Source organism: Roseateles koreensis, assembly GCF_028595305.1.
GTDB lineage: Bacteria > Pseudomonadota > Gammaproteobacteria > Burkholderiales > Burkholderiaceae_C > Paucibacter_A > Paucibacter_A koreensis.
Genome location: NZ_JAQQXS010000011.1, coordinates 161,700 through 179,428 on the forward strand (window position 1 = coordinate 161,700; position 17,729 = coordinate 179,428).

Genomic DNA, 17,729 nt, shown 5'->3' on the forward strand with positions numbered 1-17,729 from the left:
TCGCTGTTCAGGGCTTGCTGACGTCGACGAAGTGGCCGCGCATAGCTGCTGCAGCCGCCATGGCCGGGCTCACCAGATGGGTACGGCCACCGGCGCCCTGACGTCCTTCAAAATTGCGGTTGCTGGTGGAGGCGCAGCGTTCACCGGGCTCCAGGCGGTCGGCATTCATGGCCAGGCACATGGAGCAGCCCGGCTCGCGCCACTCAAAACCTGCGGCCTTGAAGACCTGGTCCAAGCCCTCGGCCTCGGCCTGCGCCTTCACCAAGCCGGAACCCGGCACAACCAGTGCGAGCTTGACGTTAGGTGCGATCTTGCCGCCCACGCGGCGCACCACGGCGGCCGCTTCACGCATGTCTTCAATGCGGCTGTTGGTGCAAGAGCCGATGAACACCTTGTCAATGTGGATATCTGCAATCGCCTTGTTCGGCTGAAGCGCCATGTACTGCAGGGCGCGCTCAATGGCGCCACGCTTGACGGCGTCTTTTTCTTTGTCGGGATCAGGCACCCTGTCGTTGATGGACAGCACCATCTCGGGCGACGTCCCCCAGGTCACCTGCGGGCGGATGTCCGCCGCGTTGAGCGTCACCACAGCGTCAAAATGCGCGCCTTCGTCCGAATGCAAGTCTTGCCAATAAGCAATGGCCTGCTCCAGCTCCACGCCGGTGGGCGTGAAGGGGCGGCCCTTGACGTAGTTGATGGTGGTGTCGTCCACCGCGATCAAGCCAGCCCGCGCACCGGCCTCGATGGCCATATTGCAGACAGTCATGCGCCCCTCCATGCTCAGCGCGCGGATGGCCGAACCACCAAACTCGATGGTGTAACCCGTACCGCCGGCGGTGCCGATCTTGCCGATGATGGCCAGCACAATGTCCTTGGCGCCGCAGCCCTGGGGCAACACGCCATCAACCTTGACCAGCAGGTTTTTTGCCTTCTTGGCCAGCAGGGTCTGGGTGGCCAGCACGTGCTCCACCTCGGAGGTGCCGATGCCATGGGCCAGGGCGCCAAAAGCGCCGTGCGTGGAGGTATGGCTGTCACCGCACACAACGGTCATGCCCGGCAAGGTGGCGCCCTGCTCCGGGCCGATCACGTGCACGATGCCCTGGCGCTTGTCGCTCATCTTGAACTGCGTGAGGCCAAAGCGGTCGCAGTTTTGGTCGAGCGTGTCGACCTGCAATTTGGAGATCGGGTCGGCAATGCCGCCGCTGCGATCGGTGGTGGGCACATTGTGGTCGCTGACCGCCAGATTGGCGGACACACGCCAGACCTTGCGCTGGGCCAGATCCAGTCCTTCAAAAGCCTGCGGGCTGGTCACTTCATGCAAAAGATGGCGGTCGATGTAGAGCACGGTCGTGCCGTCTTCTTCGGTATGGACGACATGCTCGTCCCAGAGCTTGTCGTACAGGGTGCGGGGGGATGGGCTGGCAGTCATGCGGGCTTCCTGTTCTGAAGGTCTTGATTGTCGGAGGGATCCCTGCGGGGTGGCGCAGTCTGATCCACCTTGGATTGCGGGCACAGCGACTCGACAAAGCGCTGCAACACTGCGGGCTGGCGCTCCTGCCGGGCAACACCCAGGCAGTAGTCGCGCGCAGCCCAGGGTTCGTTCAATTGCAACAAGCGCACCTTGAACACCCGGGAGAATCGTTCGGCCGGCACCTCCGGCAGCACCGCCACGCCCAAGCCCGCTTCCACCAGCTGGGCGATGGCATCAAAGCCCCGCACCTGCAGGCGCGCATTGAGTGTGCGGCCCCGGGCCAGAGCCTGTTCGCGCATCAACTCCTGGGCCGAGGCGCCGGCGTGCAGGCCGATCAGGTCGTAGTCCAGCAAGTCAGAAAACGTCACCGCGCTGCGGTCGGCCAAGGGGTGGTCTTCGGGCACCAGTACGGCCAGGCGCGCGGGGCGGTAGGACCAATGCTGCACACGGTTGTCCAGCACGGGCGGGGTGAAAATACCCACATCGGCCCGACCGTCGGCCACGGCGGCCTGCGCTTCAGCGCTGGTCATGTCTTCCAAGCTGATGCGGATTTGCGGGTGCGCCTGCAAAAAGGCAGCCAAATCGGCGGGCAGGCATTCAGCAATCGCGCCACTGTTGGCGGCAATGCGCAAATGGCCCTTGATACCGCGAGCAAACTCCACCACCTCGCTTTCAAGCGCATGCAGCGAAGCGTGCAATGAGCGAATGTGGCGCACCAGCGCTCGGCAAGCCTCGGTGGGCTCAACGCCGCGCGCACGCCGCTCAAATAACTGAACACCCAAACGGGCCTCTAGATCCGAAACGCGCTTGCTCGCCGCCGCCAAGGCCAGATGCTCACGCGCTGCCCCCTTGGTGATCGAGCGGGTCTGCTCAATCGCCAGAACAAGATTCAACGTGGTGAGGTCCAGCCGCATGCTGCTAGCTTAAACCTTCGCGCAAACGAATTACTGCGTCAAAAAACAACAAATCGTTCGCAAACCACGAAGAGTCAGGTCTTCAAACCGCTGGCCACGACGGCGATGAGTCTCAGGACAGTGCTGCAATCACCTCTGCCGGCGCCTGCACCAGTTCGATCAACACGCCCTCCCCGGCAATCGGGAACTCGGCATTGCTCTTGGGGTGGATGAAGCAGATGTCGTAGCCCGCCGCCCCCTTACGGATACCGCCGGGGGCGAAGCGCACGCCGTTCGCCGTCATCCACTCAACCGCCATGGGCAAATCGTCAACCCACAAGCCCACATGGTTGAGCGGCGTGGTGTGCACAGCGGGCTTCTTATCGGGGTCCAGCGGCTGCATCAGATCAACCTCGATCTTGTGCGGGCCGCGGCCAATGGCACAGATGTCTTCATCCACGTTCTCGCGTTCGGACACGAAATTGCCGGTCACCGTGAGGCCCAGCATGTTCACCCAAAGCTTGCGCAAGGCAACCTTGTCAGGGCCGCCAATAGCGATTTGCTGGATACCGAGGATTTTGTAGGGTTTGCTTGAGTTCATGAGATTTCGATTGCAAAGCAAGAAAATGTCCGCGTGAACCGACTCAATCGACTGCAGGCAGATGCCTGGACAAGTCCATGCGGTCACCTGCATTCAAACGGGCGGCGTTTGGCAAGGCTTCACTCAAACCTCAAAATGGGCTGATCGACCGACAAGCTCTCGCCAGGCTTGGCCAGTACCTCGGCCACCTTGACGTCTTGGGTGGCCAGCAGGATGTTCTCCATCTTCATCGCCTCGATCACGGCCAGGCGCTCACCCGCTTGCACCACTTGGCCGGGCACCACCGCGATATGGGCCAGCAAGCCTGGCATGGGCGAGAGTAAGAATTTGCTGGTATCAGGCGGCGCCTTGTAAGGCATCAAGGCCATCAATTCTGCGGCGCGGGGCGACAGCACCGTCACTTTGACCGACAGGCCGTTGTGGCTGATGCGATAGGCCAGCGGATTCTTGGCCGTGCCGCGCTCGGCTTGGGCGCAGAAGGGCTGGCCGTTGACGGTGCCGACAAGACGGATATCGCTCAGGCGCGACTGGCATTCAATGGCGTAGCGCTTGCCACCCACCTGCACCAACGCCTGCCCCGCGTGGCCCAGCGATTCGGAAACATGCACCGGGTGGCTCAACACATCCCCCTTGCCTTGATGCAGCACGGCCACGTAGTCGCTGTCCAGCTGCACCTCATGGCCCACCATTTGCCCGCTGATGCCGGCGGCGCGCTCACGCGTCTTGCGGCGGATGAAAGCGGCCAGGGCCATCAGGAACAGGGGGTCGTCATGCGGCACGTCTTCAGCTCGGAAGCCTTGCGCATAGTGCTGGGCAATGAAGCCGGTATTGAAGTTGCCGGACACAAAATCAGGGTGTGCCAGCAAGGCGGACTGGAAGGGGATGTTGCTGGAGATGCCTCGAATCACGAAGCCGTTGAGCGCCTCGCGCATCTTGGCGATGGCGTCATTGCGGTCACGCCCATGCACGATCAGCTTGGCGATCATGGAGTCGTAATACATCGGAATTTCACCGCCGTCGTAAACGCCGGTGTCGACCCGCACGCCGCCGAAGTTTCCGCCCGCATAAGCCTCGCCTTGCAGCGTCTCTCGCCCCTGCTCCAACGCGGCGGCGGGTGGTTGATAGCGCACCAGGCGGCCCGTGGAGGGCAAGAAGTTGCGGAACGGGTCTTCCGCGTTGATGCGGCACTCCATCGCCCAGCCTTCGCGCTTCAAGTCTGATTGCTGGAAGGCCAGCGGCTCGCCGGCGGCCACACGGATCATCTGCTCCACCAGGTCCAGGCCGGTGATGCATTCCGTCACCGGGTGCTCCACCTGCAGCCGGGTGTTCATCTCCAGGAAGTAAAAGCTCTGGTCCTTGCCGACCACGAACTCCACGGTGCCGGCGCTTTGGTACTTCACCGCTTTGGCCAGGGCCACCGCCTGCTCACCCATGGCTTTGCGGGTCGCCTCACTGATGAAAGGCGACGGCGCCTCTTCGATCACTTTTTGATGCCGGCGTTGGATGGAGCACTCGCGCTCCCACAGGTAAAGCACATGGCCTTGCGAGTCGCCCAGCACCTGAATCTCGATGTGGCGCGGCTCCTCAACGAACTTCTCCATGAAGACCCGATCGTCGCCAAAGCTGTTGCGCGCCTCGTTGCGGCAGCTGGTGAAGCCCTCAAAACATTCTTTGTCATTGAAGGCCACCCGCAGGCCCTTGCCGCCGCCGCCTGCGCTGGCCTTGATCATCACCGGATAGCCAATGCCCTGGGCGATGCCCACCGCCTCTTCAGCGGACAAGATGGGCTCGTTGTGGCCGGGAATGGTGTTGACCTGAGCGGCACCCGCCAGTTTCTTGGAGGCGATCTTGTCGCCCATGGCGGCGATCGAATGGTGCTTGGGGCCGATGAAGACCAAGCCCTCTTCCTCCACTCGGCGGGCGAAGGCCTCGTTCTCGCTCAAGAAACCGTAACCCGGATGAATAGCCTGCGCGCCGGTCTGCTTGGCCGCAGCAATGATTTTGTCCGCCACCAGGTAAGACTCGCGCGAGGGCGCGGGGCCAAGCAGCACCGACTCGTCGGCCAACTCCACGTGGCGGGCATCTTTGTCGGCCTCGGAATACACCGCCACCGTCTTGATGCCCATCTTCTGCGCTGTCTTGATGACACGGCAGGCAATCTCGCCCCGGTTGGCAATCAGGATCTTCGTAAACATGCGCTGTCTCCAGAATTTGCTTCGTCTGTTCGTCTGTTCGTCACTTCGGCAGCACCAGGCGGCCCGCCAGGCATTGCTCGGTCCAATCCGCCACCTTGCGGTCGATCCAGGCCCGGCTTTGGCCCACCACCGGGCCAGCACCTTGGTAGGCGAAGGCCAGCATCACCGGCGCGCGGCGGGCTTGCTCACTGCCGTCACTCAAGCCGCCCTCTTTCTGCAGATCGCTCCAGGCGCTGGCGCGGCTTTGCCCGTCCACGCGGTAAAGCAGCACCACGGGCAGTGTGGAGAGGTCAAATTCACAAGCGGCAATGCGCTCCGCCACACCCTCGCCATAGATGCGCCGGGCGCAGGCATCAAAGCCCTTGCTGGCCACCGCCTGACCCTTGCTGTCGCTCCAATCGCCTTGCGCGGCCAAAGGCGCCGCCTCGTCCAACACCGCCGTCAGATCACTCGCCCCAACGCCCTGCGCCACGGCCACTTTGCTCAAGCTCTGCTGCGCCTCGGCTTCCCCCCCTGCAGCCGCCACCAAAAGCAGACGCTCTTCTGCCGGCAAGGCATGAACCGCCACACAGGGCCGTGCGCGGCTGGGCAAGGATGTTTGCGCCGAAGCCAGGCCTGCACACAAAAGGCTTAGGCCCACAAACCAAAGATTTTTCGACATAAGGTTGAACTGATTGGGTGGGCTCATAGCGGCAGGTTGCCGTGCTTGCGCCAGGGGTTTTCGATCTTCTTGTCTTTGAGCATGGCCAAGCTGCGGCAGATGCGCTTGCGCGTTTCGTGCGGCTGGATCACGTCGTCAATGAAGCCACGTGCGCCCGCCACAAAGGGGTTGGCGAAGCGGGCCTTGTATTCCGCCTCACGGGCAGCAAGCTTCTCGGGGTCTCCCTTGTCTTCGCGGAAGATGATCTCCACCGCCCCCTTGGCGCCCATCACTGCAATCTCGGCGTTAGGCCAAGCGAAGTTCACGTCGCCCCGCAGATGCTTGGAGCTCATCACGTCATAAGCGCCGCCATAGGCCTTGCGGGTGATCACGGTCACCTTGGGCACGGTGCACTCGGCATAGGCATAGAGCAATTTAGCGCCGTGTTTGATGATGCCGCCGTACTCCTGGCTCGTGCCGGGCATGAAGCCGGGCACGTCCACAAAGGTGATCACCGGGATGTTAAAGGCATCGCAGAAGCGCACAAAACGCGCCGCCTTGATGGAGCTCTTGATGTCCAGGCAACCCGCCAACACCAGGGGCTGGTTGGCAACGATGCCCACGGTCTGCCCTTCCATGCGGGCAAAGCCCGTGATGATGTTCTTGGCGTACTCGGGCTGCAGCTCGAAGAAGTCACCGTCGTCCACCACCTTCAACAACAACTCCTTCATGTCGTAGGGCTTGTTGGGGTTGTCGGGCACCAGCGTGTCCAGCGAAGGGTCCAGACGGCTGGCCGGGTCGCCGCCGTTGAAGCCCTGGCGCGTAGGCGCCTTCTCGCGGTTGTTGAGCGGCAGGTAGTTGAAGAAGCGTCGCAGCATCAAGATCGCTTCAACGTCGTTGTCGAAGGCCAGATCCGCCACACCGCTCTTGCTGGTGTGGGTGCTGGCACCGCCAAGCTCTTCGGCCGTGACTTCTTCATGGGTGACGGTTTTCACCACCTCGGGGCCGGTGACGAACATATAAGACGAATCCTTCACCATGAAGATGAAGTCCGTCATCGCCGGCGAATACACCGCCCCGCCCGCGCACGGGCCCATGATCATGCTGATCTGCGGGATCACGCCCGAGGCCATCACATTGCGCTGAAACACCTCGGCATAGCCGCCCAGCGAAGCCACGCCTTCTTGAATGCGCGCGCCGCCCGAATCGTTCAAACCGATAACAGGGGCGCCCACCTTCATCGCCTGGTCCATCACCTTGCAGATTTTCTCGGCATGCGACTCGCTCAGCGCGCCGCCGAACACCGTGAAATCTTGGCTGAAGCTGAAGGCCAGCCGGCCATTGATCATGCCGTAGCCCGTGACCACGCCGTCGCCGGGAATCTTGCTGTCGGCCATGCCGAAGTCCACGCAGCGGTGCTCGACAAACATGTCCCATTCTTCGAAGGTGCCTTCGTCGAACAGCAACTCCAGCCGCTCACGCGCCGTCAGCTTGCCCTTGGCGTGTTGCGCGGCAATGCGTTTTTCGCCGCCACCCAGCCGGGCCAGGGCACGCTTTTCTTCGAGCCGTTGTTGGATGTCATGCATTCTTGTCTCCAGAAAAATGAGCAAAAAGAGAGAGCAGGCGCCGCGCCGCCGTGGAGGCGGGCAAGCTGCCTTGCAACACTTGTTCCGTGGTGGGCGCCAGGGCCTCCCGCACCGCAGGATGGTTGGCAAACTGTTGCTTCAGCCCGGCCTGGATGCGCTCCCACATCCAGGCGCTGGCTTGATGGCGGCGCTTGTCGGCCCAGTGGCCGTTGCCGGTTTGCAAGGTTTTAAAACGCGTCACCGCCGCCCAGAATCGGTCCAGCCCATCGCCCTTCAAGGCACTGAGTTGCATCACCTGGGCCTGCCAGTAGGTCGCCTGGTCATGCGGATCACCCGCCCCATGGTGCGCATGCAGGCGCAAGTTGGCGCTGATGTCGGCCAACGCACGCGTGGCGGCATGGGCGTCAAGGTCGGCCTTGTTGATAACCACCAGATCGGCCAACTCCATCACACCCTTTTTGATGGCCTGCAGATCGTCACCGGCATTGGGCAGTTGCAGCAGTACATACATATCGGTCATGCCGGCCACGGCGGTTTCGCTCTGGCCGACACCCACGGTTTCAACAATGACGACGTCATAACCCGCTGCCTCACAGACCAGCATGGCCTCGCGGGTTTTCTCGGCAACGCCGCCCAAATTGCCGCTGCTCGGGCTAGGCCGGATGTAGGCCTGGCTGTGCATGGAGAGCTGCTCCATGCGGGTTTTGTCCCCCAAGATGGAGCCGCCCGACACGCTACTGGACGGGTCCACCGCCAGCACCGCCACCCGATGCCCGTGCTGGATCAAGAACAAGCCCAGTGCCTCGATGAAGGTGCTCTTGCCCACGCCGGGCACGCCGGAAATACCCAAACGCAAAGACTGGCCGGTACGCGGCAGGATCTCGGTCAACAACGCATCGGCCTGGGCACGGTGGTCATCCCGGGTGGACTCCAGCAAGGTGATGGCTTTGGCCATGCCGCGGCGCTGGACAGCGCCATCTTGGGATGCCAGCGCAGTCGCCATGGGACTGAGGGTTTTGCTGGCCATCATCAGGCGCCCGCCTGAACGGGTTCGCCCGCGGGCTGCCAGCGATAGTCCAGATCGAACTCATGCTCGGCCACCTGCCTGAAGCCATGGCGCAAATAAAACCGATTGGCATCGCTGAGCTTGAGCGCGCTGAGCGTAACCGCCAACCCTTGAGCGCGGGCCTGCGCCTTGATCTGCGCCATCACCCAGGCGCCTGAGCCCTGCCCTTGGCGGGCCGGTTTCAGATATAGATGATTCAAATGCAACGCGCCACTCTGCGGTTTCAGCGTGAAGAAGCCAATGCGTTCATCGCCTAAAACGATATGTCGCATCCATGCAGGCTCAAAGCCCTCGCGCAGGCGGGCCCGGCCGCGCGCAAGGTCGTAACGGCCCAGGCGCTCCAGGCTTTCACGCAAGGCCGCCATGCGCAGGCTCAGCATGGCCTCGAAGTCCTCATCCGCCACCGGTTCCAGCCGCCACAAAGATGCTTGCATGGGGAAGTTCAGATGACTCAAGCCGCCACGCTTGCCACAGCCTTGCGAATCTGCTCCAGCACATCCTTCGCGCTGGCCGGGATGGGCGTGCCAGGGCCATAAATGCCCTTCACCCCCGACTCGTACAAGAAATCATAGTCCTGGGCCGGGATCACCCCGCCGACAAAAACAATGATGTCGTCAGCGCCTTGATCCCGCAAGGCCTTGAGGATGGCCGGCACCAGGGTCTTGTGGCCCGCGGCGAGTGTGGAAACGCCCACCGCATGTACATCGTTCTCAATAGCTTGGCGGGCACATTCCTCGGGGGTCTGGAACAAGGGGCCGATGTCCACATCAAAGCCCAGATCAGCGTAAGCGGTGGCCACCACTTTGGCGCCACGGTCGTGGCCGTCTTGGCCCAGCTTGGCGATCATCACGCGTGGGCGGCGGCCCTGTACATCAGCAAAAGCTTTGATCTCGTCTTGCAGCTTGGTCCAACCTTCGGCCGAGTCATAGGCCGCGGCATAGATGCCACTGACCTTTTGCGTGTCGGCCCGGTGGCGGCCAAATTCGGCCTCCAACGCGTCGCTGATCTCACCCACCGTGGCGCGCAAGCGCGTCGCCTGAATGGCCAGATCCAACAGATTGCCTTGGCCCGTGCGGGCCGATTCGGTCAGTGCAGCCAGTGCCGCCTTGACCGCCTCCGTGTCTCGGGTAGCGCGGATTTTCTGGAGGCGGGCGATCTGACCTTCACGCACCTTGACGTTGTCCACGTCCAGGATTTCGATCGGGTCTTCCTTGGTCAGCTTGTATTTATTGACGCCCACAATCACGTCTTTGCCGGAGTCAATGCGCGCCTGCTTTTCGGCCGCACTGGCTTCAATCTTGAGCTTGGCCCAGCCGCTATCCACGGCCTTGACCATGCCGCCCATGCCCTCGACCTCTTCGATGATGGCCCAGGCCTTGTCGGCCATGTCCTGGGTCAGCGTTTCCATCAAATAGCTGCCAGCCCAGGGATCGATCACGCTGGTGATGTGGGTCTCTTCTTGAATGATCAGCTGGGTGTTGCGGGCAATGCGTGAGCTGAACTCAGTGGGCAGGGCAATCGCCTCATCCAGAGAGTTGGTGTGCAAGCTTTGCGTACCGCCAAACACCGCGGCCATCGCCTCGATGGTGGTCCTGACCACGTTGTTGTACGGATCTTGCTCAGTGAGCGACCAACCGGAGGTCTGGCTGTGGGTGCGCAGCATCAGGCTCTTGGGGTTCTTCGCGTCGAAGCCCTTCATGATGCGGCACCACAGCAGCCGCGCGGCGCGCATCTTGGCAATCTCCAGATAGAAGTTCATGCCCACCGCCCAGAAGAAAGACAGGCGCGGGGCGAAATCATCAACATTCAAGCCCTTGGCGATGGCGGTCTTCACGTACTCCTTGCCATCGGCAAGCGTGAAGGCCAACTCCAGCGCCTGATTGGCGCCGGCTTCTTGCATGTGATAGCCAGAGATCGAGATCGAGTTGAACTTGGGGCAGTTCTGCGCCGTGTACTCGATGATGTCGCCGATGATCTTCATCGACGGCTCGGGCGGGTAGATATAGGTGTTGCGAACCATGAACTCCTTGAGGATGTCGTTCTGGATCGTGCCGCTCAATTTGTCTTGCGTCACGCCTTGCTCTTCCGCCGCCACCACATAGCCGGCCAACACGGGCAGCACTGCGCCATTCATGGTCATACTGACGCTGACCTTGTCCAACGGAATCTCGTTGAACAAGATCTTCATGTCCTCCACGGAATCAATGGCCACACCCGCCTTGCCCACGTCGCCGGTCACACGCGGATGGTCGCTGTCGTAGCCCCGGTGCGTGGCCAGATCGAAGGCCACCGACACGCCCTGCCCACCCGCTGCCAAGGCTTTGCGGTAGAAAGCATTACTGTCTTCCGCCGTCGAAAATCCGGCGTACTGGCGAATCGTCCACGGGCGCACCGCATACATGGTGGCTTGCGGGCCGCGCAAAAAGGGCTCAAACCCGGGCAACGTGTCTGCATGAGGCAAGGCGGCCGTATCAACCGCCGTGTACAGGGGCTTGACGATCAGGCCTTCAGGCGTGTGCCAGTTCAATGCCTCGACATTGCCGCCAGGGGCTGATTTGGCGGCAGCCTTGTGCCATTGCGCGAGCGTGGCGGCCGCAAATTCAGGCCTCGCCAAAGTATCAGGCTCGTTGCCTGCAACGGTCTGTTGCGGATTGTTGTTCGCGCTCATGGACTCGCTCATCTATTGCTCCTGGTGCGCAGATCTTAGCTGAAATATGATTCATAATTATAAATTCAAATTTGACAACACCCTGACGTCGGCCCCACTTATGCCCGCCACCGCATCCAGCAAACTTGCGCCCCGAGCGCTCTACCAGGAAGTTGCGGAACACCTGCGCCAACAAATCTTTGCTCGCGAGCTGGAGCCTGGCAGTTGGATTGACGAGCTGAAGTTATGCGCCGATATGGGCATCAGCCGCACGCCCATGCGAGAAGCGCTGAAGGTGCTGGCCGTTGAAGGCCTGGTCACCATGAAAGTGCGCCGAGGCGCCTACGTCACGGAAATGTCCGAGCGCGATGTCCGCGAGGCCTATCAATTGCTGGCCCTGCTTGAAAGCGACGCAGCAGCGCAGGTAGCGCTGCACGCGACAGATGATCAGCAGCAAGAATTAAGCGCCCTGCACGCAGAGTTGTGCAGCAAAGTGCAGCAGCGCGAGGCATTTTTTGCCGCCAATGAACGCTTTCACTTTTTGCTGCTAGAAATAGAAGGCAATCGCTGGCGCCAGCAAATCGTGACCGACCTGCGACGCGTCATGAAGCTCAATCGCCATCACTCTTTGTTCAAGCAAGGTCGGCTTAGCGACTCCCTGCTTGAGCATGAGGCACTGATGCAAGCCCTGATGAAACGTGATGCCGATGAAACTCGGCGTTTGATGCGCGAACACTTCGAGCACGGTCTGAGCGCGGCCACCCAGGTTTGACGCCAAGCACCCGAATGCATGCGGCATTCAAGTTATGTGCCGATTCACCTTTTCAGCGCCCGCTGATCGGCTCGGTATGAATTTGTCCACGTAATCAGCCTCTTTTCCCGTCTTGGGCGCGTCAGCCCCAAACCTAGACTCCCTCCAGGAAACAAAACTTTGCACGAGTTCGTTTGCTCGATGGAATCAGCAATGTCACAGCACCTGAAATCACACCTCAGATCTGAAGAAATACCCGGTCAATTAACCGCTTATTTCAACGACATCGCAGCCCGATGAGCTTATGCGTTCGCACAAACAGACAAGACGCTCAAGTTAACCGTACTTTTCCCGAAAACGGCTCAGAGCCCCGTCCTTTTCGCGCGCCGTCATGACTTGACGGCGCAAAGCAGACGTCAAAGACCACTTTGATATTTGCCCGGATCGGCCCAAGGGGAATAGTTGATTGAACGTATAGATGAATGAACGCGTTTGCGACCCAGCGCCCCTTGAAATGGACGCTCCGCAACTCCCAGTCCCATGCCATGCCGCCCATTGCGGCACGGCCCTTTTCTAGAGTGAGCACAACATGGCCTCATTGATCACCGGCTTGACGACAACCCAGATCGCCGATCTGAGTACAGCCACACTGTCGCGCCTAACCTCTGCGGACTGGAACGCGTTCACGACCGACCAAATCGGGGCACTGACCTCGATTCAGGCCGCGTCACTGGGAACCTTGCCCTTTGCAACGCTCACCTCCACGCAATTCAGCAATTTCTCCACACTTGCCCTGCCCTCACTGTCGACCACGGCCATCCGTGCACTCACGAGTGGCGACTTGTCGGCGCTGTCTTCCAGCAGCCTGGAAGTGCTGACCACCGCCCAGATTCATGCATTGACGACCACCCAGGTGGTCAATTTGGGCTCCACCGCCGTCAACTACTTGACCACCGACCAAGTCCAGGGGCTGAGCAGCACCCAGGTGGCCGCCTTGACGACGAACGAGCTGAGCAACATCAGTTCCGACAATTTGCAGGCGTTGACAAGTGCTCAAATTCGCTCACTGACCACCGCCCAACTCATTGGCATGGGGTCTGCGGAACTCAACAATCTCTCCACCACACAAATCCAGGCACTGAGCACCAGCCCGCAGGTCTCTTCGCTCTCAAGCGGCGAGTTGAGCAACCTGAGCACCAGCAACTTGACAGCGTTGACCTCGGCACAAGTACGTGCACTGACAACTGCGCAGTTGAACAACCTCGGTACCACCAATCTCGACGCGTTGAGCACCGACCAAATCGCCGCATTGACGACGCTGCAGGTGTCATCGCTCGGCTCCACCAACCTCAATGCCCTGACGACCGGACAAATGGCGGCACTGGGTACCGCCGACATTGCTGCCCTGACGACCACCGAGGTGGCCAATCTCAGCTCCACCAATCTCAACGCGTTGTCGTCGCTGCAAATTCAGGCGCTGACGACCGGGCAAATCGCAGGCCTGGGTTCAGCCGAGCTGAACAATTTCACCACCGATCAAATGGTGGCGTTGAGCAGCAAGCAAATTGCGGCGCTCACCACCAACGAATTGGCCAACCTCAGCTCCACCAATTTGGATGCGCTGAGCTCAGGACAAATCCGCGCCCTGACCACCGCCCAACTCGTCGGCATGGGCTCTGCGGAGCTCAATAACTTGACGACGGATCAAGTGCAGGCACTGAGCTCGACCCAGGTTTCCGGGCTCTCCACCAATGAGTTGGCCAACCTCAGCTCCACCAATTTGGATGCGCTGAGCTCAGGACAAATCCGCGCCCTGACCACGGCTCAGCTCGTGGGCATGGGCTCTGCCGAACTGAACAACCTCACCACCGACCAAATGCAGGCGCTGAGCAGCGCGCAGATCGCCGGCTTGTCCACGGCGGAGTTGAGCAACCTGAGCTCGACCAATCTGGACGCACTCACCAGCGGTCAAATCCGCGCCCTCTCCACCGCACAACTGGTGGGCATGGGTTCGGCCGAGCTGAACAGCCTCACCACCGCACAGATGCAGCAGCTGAGCACCGCACAGGTCGCGGGCCTATCGACGGCCGAGCTGAGCAATCTGAGCACCGACAATCTGGATGCCCTGACCTCCGCGCAAATCCGCGCCTTGAGCACCACGCAGCTGAACAATCTGGGCACCACCAACCTCGACGCGCTGACCACCGACCAGGTGGCCGCCTTGACCACGGCGCAAGTCATGGGCCTGGGTTCGACCAATCTGAACGCGTTGACCACTGGCGAGATCGCTGCCCTGACCACCGCGCAAGTGGCATCACTCAGCACCAATGAATTGTCAAATCTGAGCTCCACCAATCTGGACGCCCTGAGCACCACGCAGTTGCGTGCCCTGACCAGTGCGCAACTGATCGGTCTAGGCTCAGCTGAGTTGAACAACCTGACCACCGACCAGATCCAGGGATTGAGCACCGCACAGGTCGCCGCACTCTCCACCAATGAGTTGGCCAACCTCAGCTCCACCAATCTGGACGCCCTGAGCACCGCACAGGTCCGCGCCTTGACCACGGCGCAGTTGATTGGCATGGGCTCGGCCGAGTTGAACAACCTGACCACCGACCAGATCCAGGGCTTGAGCACCGCGCAAGTCGCCGCGCTCTCCACCAACGAGCTGGCCAATCTGAGCTCCACCAATCTGGATGCGCTCACCACGGCGCAAATTCGTGCCCTGACCACCGCTCAACTGGTGGGCATGGGTTCGGCTGAATTGAACAACCTGACCACCGACCAGATGCAGGCGCTGAGTTCGACTCAGATCGCCGGCTTGTCCACGGCGGAGTTGAGCAACCTGAGCTCGACCAATCTGGACGCACTCACCAGTGGCCAGATCCGCGCCTTGAGTACCGCCCAATTGGTAGGCATGGGTTCGGCCGAGCTGAACAGCCTCACCACCGCACAGATGCAGCAGCTGAGCACCGCACAGGTCGCGGGCCTGTCCACAGCAGAGCTGAGCAATCTGAGCACCGACAATCTGGACGCCCTGACCTCGGCCCAGATCCGCGCCCTGAGCACGACGCAGCTGAACAATCTGGGCACGACCAACCTCGACGCGCTGACCACCGACCAGGTGGCCGCACTCACCACCGCCCAAGTGGCCGGCCTGGGCTCGACCAACCTGAACGCATTGACCACGGGCGAGATCGCCGCACTGACCACTGCGCAGATGGCCGCATTGACCACCAATGAGCTGAACAACCTCAGCTCCACCAATCTGGACGCCCTGAGCTCCACCCAACTGCGTGCACTGACCAGCGCCCAACTCGTGGGCATGGGTTCCGCCGAAATCAACAACCTGACCACGGACCAAATCCAAGGGCTGAGCACCGCGCAAGTCGCCGCGCTGTCGACCAACGAGTTGGCCAACCTCAGCTCCACCAATCTGGATGCTTTGAGTACTGGTCAGATCCGCGCCCTGACCACAGCGCAGCTGATCGGCATGGGCTCGGCTGAGCTCAACAACCTCACCACCGACCAGATCCAGGGCTTGAGCACCGCGCAAGTCGCCGCGCTCTCCACCAATGAGTTGGCCAATCTGAGCTCCACCAATCTGGACGCGCTCACCACGGCGCAAATTCGTGCCCTGACCACCGCTCAACTCGTGGGCATGGGCTCGGCTGAATTGAACAACCTGACCACCGACCAGATGCAGGCGCTGAGTTCGACTCAGATCGCCGGCTTGTCCACGGCGGAGTTGAGCAACCTGAGCTCGACCAATCTGGACGCGCTCACCAGCGGCCAGATCCGCGCCCTCTCCACCGCACAACTGGTGGGCATGGGTTCGGCCGAGCTGAACAGCCTCACCACCGCGCAGATGCAGCAGCTGAGCACCGCGCAAGTCGCGGGCCTGTCGACGGCCGAGCTGAGCAATCTGAGCACCGACAATCTGGACGCCCTGACCTCCGCCCAGATCCGCGCCTTGAGCACCACGCAGCTGAACAATCTGGGCACCACCAACCTCGACGCCCTGACCACCGACCAGATTGCCGCGCTCACCACCGCCCAAGTGGCCGGCCTGGGCTCGACCAACCTGAACGCATTGACCACGGGCGAGATCGCTGCCCTGACCACTGCGCAGATTGGGGCACTCACCACCACCGAACTGAGCAACCTGAGCTCCACCAATCTGGACGCCCTGAGCACCACGCAGTTGCGTGCCCTGACCAGCGCCCAATTGATCGGCCTGGGCTCAGCTGAGTTGAACAACCTGACCACCGACCAGATCCAGGGCTTGAGCACCGCGCAAGTCGCCGCGCTCTCTACCAATGAGCTGGCCAATCTGAGCTCCACCAATCTGGACGCCCTGAGCACCACTCAGATTCGTGCCCTGACCACGGCCCAACTGGTGGGCATGGGTTCGGCTGAGCTGAACAACCTGACCACGGATCAAATCCAAGGCTTGAGTTCGACTCAGATTGCCGGCCTGTCGACCAACGAGTTGGCCAACCTCAACTCGACCAATTTGGACGCGCTCACCACGGCCCAGATCCGTGCCCTGACCACCACCCAATTGGTGAACATGGGCTCTGCCGAGCTGAACAACCTGACCACCGACCAAATGCAGGCGCTGAGCAGCGCGCAGATCGCCGGCTTGTCCACGGCGGAGTTGAGCAATCTGAGCTCGACCAATCTGGATGCGCTCACCAGCGGTCAAATCCGCGCCTTGAGTACCGCCCAATTGGTAGGCATGGGCTCGGCCGAGCTGAACAGCCTCACCACCGCGCAGATGCAGCAGCTGAGCACCGCACAGGTCGCGGGCCTGTCCACAGCAGAGCTGAGCAATCTGAGCACGGACAACTTGGACGCACTGACCTCGGCGCAAATCCGCGCCTTGACCACCACGCAGCTGAACAATCTGGGCACCACCAATCTTGACGCCTTGACCACCGACCAGATCGCCGCCTTGACCACGGCGCAAGTCATGGGCCTGGGTTCGACCAATCTGAACGCGTTGACCACCGGCGAGATCGCTGCGCTGACCACCGCGCAGATGGCCGCACTGAGCACCAATGAATTGTCAAATCTGAGCTCCACCAATCTGGACGCCCTGAGTTCCACCCAGCTGCGCGCCCTCACCAGCGCCCAACTCGTGGGCATGGGCTCGGCCGAGATCAACAACCTCACCACCGACCAAATCCAGGGGCTGAGCACCACACAAGTCGCCGCGCTCTCCACCAATGAGCTGGCCAATCTGAGCTCCACCAATCTGGACGCCCTGAGCACCGGCCAGATCCGCGCCCTGACCACAGCGCAGCTGATCGGCATGGGCTCGGCTGAGCTCAACAACCTCACCACCGACCAGATCCAGGGCCTGAGCACTACGCAAGTGGCCGCATTGTCGACCAACGAGCTGGCCAATCTGAGCTCAACCAATCTGGACGCGCTCACCACAGCTCAAGTCCGTGCCCTGACCACTGCCCAACTCGTGGGCATGGGCTCTGCCGAGTTGAACAACCTGACCACCGACCAGATGCAGGCGCTGAGTTCGACTCAGATCGCCGGGCTGTCCACGGCGGAGTTGAGCAACCTGAGCTCGACCAATCTGGATGCGCTCACCAGCGGCCAGATCCGCGCCCTCTCCACCGCACAGTTGGTGGGCATGGGTTCGGCCGAGATCAACAGCCTCACCACCGCGCAGATGCAACAGCTGAGTACCGCGCAAGTCGCGGGCCTGTCGACGACCGAGCTGAGCAATCTGAGCACGGACAATCTGGACGCCCTGACCTCCGCCCAGATCCGCGCCTTGAGCACCACGCAGCTGAACAATCTGGGCACCACCAACCTCGACGCCCTGACCACCGACCAGATTGCCGCGCTCACCACCG

At 61.4% G+C, this 17,729-nt stretch carries 10 protein-coding genes and 1 pseudogene; 2 read left to right on the plus strand and 9 right to left on the minus strand.

Annotated features, from left to right (window positions below; translation table 11 throughout):
- Positions 1-7: 7 nt before the first annotated feature.
- The 9 genes from leuC to scpA all read right to left on the minus strand — a co-directional run bounded on the left by leuC (position 8) and on the right by scpA (position 11,120).
- Positions 8-1,429, minus strand: coding sequence for a 3-isopropylmalate dehydratase large subunit (leuC, locus tag PRZ01_RS13595; protein ID WP_273597335.1), 1,422 nt, complete (start codon positions 1,427-1,429; stop codon positions 8-10).
- Positions 1,426-2,385: a LysR family transcriptional regulator gene (locus PRZ01_RS13600; protein ID WP_273597336.1), complete on the minus strand. Its 960-nt coding sequence runs from the start codon at positions 2,383-2,385 to the stop codon at positions 1,426-1,428. Before PRZ01_RS13600 ends, leuC begins: the two co-directional genes overlap by 4 nt.
- 112 nt (positions 2,386-2,497) lie before the next feature.
- Positions 2,498-2,965 (minus strand): VOC family protein, encoded by a 468-nt coding sequence (locus PRZ01_RS13605; RefSeq protein ID WP_273597337.1) that lies wholly within the window; start codon positions 2,963-2,965, stop codon positions 2,498-2,500.
- Between the two features lie 119 nt (positions 2,966-3,084).
- Positions 3,085-5,160 (minus strand): acetyl-CoA carboxylase biotin carboxylase subunit, encoded by a 2,076-nt coding sequence (locus tag PRZ01_RS13610; RefSeq protein WP_273597338.1) that lies wholly within the window; start codon positions 5,158-5,160, stop codon positions 3,085-3,087.
- A 40-nt stretch (positions 5,161-5,200) separates the two neighbouring features.
- The gene (locus PRZ01_RS13615; protein ID WP_273597339.1) at positions 5,201-5,821 is read right to left on the minus strand and encodes a hypothetical protein; all 621 of its coding nucleotides are present in this window, start codon (positions 5,819-5,821) and stop codon (positions 5,201-5,203) included.
- A 23-nt stretch (positions 5,822-5,844) separates the two neighbouring features.
- A complete protein-coding gene (locus tag PRZ01_RS13620; protein ID WP_273597340.1) occupies positions 5,845-7,386 on the minus strand; it encodes an acyl-CoA carboxylase subunit beta in 1,542 nt (513 codons plus the stop codon).
- Complete coding sequence (meaB, locus tag PRZ01_RS13625) at positions 7,379-8,413, minus strand: methylmalonyl Co-A mutase-associated GTPase MeaB (protein ID WP_273597351.1); 1,035 nt, start codon at positions 8,411-8,413, stop codon at positions 7,379-7,381. Before meaB ends, PRZ01_RS13620 begins: the two co-directional genes overlap by 8 nt.
- Before the next feature lie 2 nt (positions 8,414-8,415).
- Positions 8,416-8,886 (minus strand): GNAT family N-acetyltransferase, encoded by a 471-nt coding sequence (locus tag PRZ01_RS13630; protein ID WP_273597341.1) that lies wholly within the window; start codon positions 8,884-8,886, stop codon positions 8,416-8,418.
- 17 nt (positions 8,887-8,903) lie between these two features.
- Positions 8,904-11,120 carry a methylmalonyl-CoA mutase gene (scpA, locus tag PRZ01_RS13635; RefSeq protein WP_273597342.1) on the minus strand — a complete coding sequence of 739 codons (2,217 nt, stop codon included), beginning with the start codon at positions 11,118-11,120 and terminating at the stop codon, positions 8,904-8,906.
- 100 nt (positions 11,121-11,220) lie between these two features.
- Here scpA and PRZ01_RS13640 point away from each other — a divergent pair, with 100 nt between their 5' ends.
- Both PRZ01_RS13640 and PRZ01_RS13645 read left to right on the plus strand, forming a co-directional pair.
- The gene (locus PRZ01_RS13640; RefSeq protein ID WP_273597343.1) at positions 11,221-11,871 is read left to right on the plus strand and encodes a GntR family transcriptional regulator; all 651 of its coding nucleotides are present in this window, start codon (positions 11,221-11,223) and stop codon (positions 11,869-11,871) included.
- Positions 11,872-12,439: 568 nt separating this feature from the next.
- Positions 12,440-17,729: pseudogene (locus tag PRZ01_RS13645) on the plus strand (hypothetical protein); the annotation flags it as partial.

Bases quoted from the DNA above. Each gene is read 5' to 3' on its own strand.
- leuC (WP_273597335.1), bottom strand. From the start codon at position 1,429: ATGACTGCCAGCCCATCCCCCCGCACCCTGTACGACAAGCTCTGGGAC.
- PRZ01_RS13600 (WP_273597336.1), bottom strand. From the start codon at position 2,385: ATGCGGCTGGACCTCACCACGTTGAATCTTGTTCTGGCGATTGAGCAG.
- PRZ01_RS13605 (WP_273597337.1), bottom strand. From the start codon at position 2,965: ATGAACTCAAGCAAACCCTACAAAATCCTCGGTATCCAGCAAATCGCT.
- PRZ01_RS13610 (WP_273597338.1), bottom strand. From the start codon at position 5,160: ATGTTTACGAAGATCCTGATTGCCAACCGGGGCGAGATTGCCTGCCGT.
- PRZ01_RS13615 (WP_273597339.1), bottom strand. From the start codon at position 5,821: ATGTCGAAAAATCTTTGGTTTGTGGGCCTAAGCCTTTTGTGTGCAGGC.
- PRZ01_RS13620 (WP_273597340.1), bottom strand. From the start codon at position 7,386: ATGCATGACATCCAACAACGGCTCGAAGAAAAGCGTGCCCTGGCCCGG.
- meaB (WP_273597351.1), bottom strand. From the start codon at position 8,413: ATGGCCAGCAAAACCCTCAGTCCCATGGCGACTGCGCTGGCATCCCAA.
- PRZ01_RS13630 (WP_273597341.1), bottom strand. From the start codon at position 8,886: ATGCAAGCATCTTTGTGGCGGCTGGAACCGGTGGCGGATGAGGACTTC.
- scpA (WP_273597342.1), bottom strand. From the start codon at position 11,120: ATGAGCGCGAACAACAATCCGCAACAGACCGTTGCAGGCAACGAGCCT.
- PRZ01_RS13640 (WP_273597343.1), top strand. From the start codon at position 11,221: ATGCCCGCCACCGCATCCAGCAAACTTGCGCCCCGAGCGCTCTACCAG.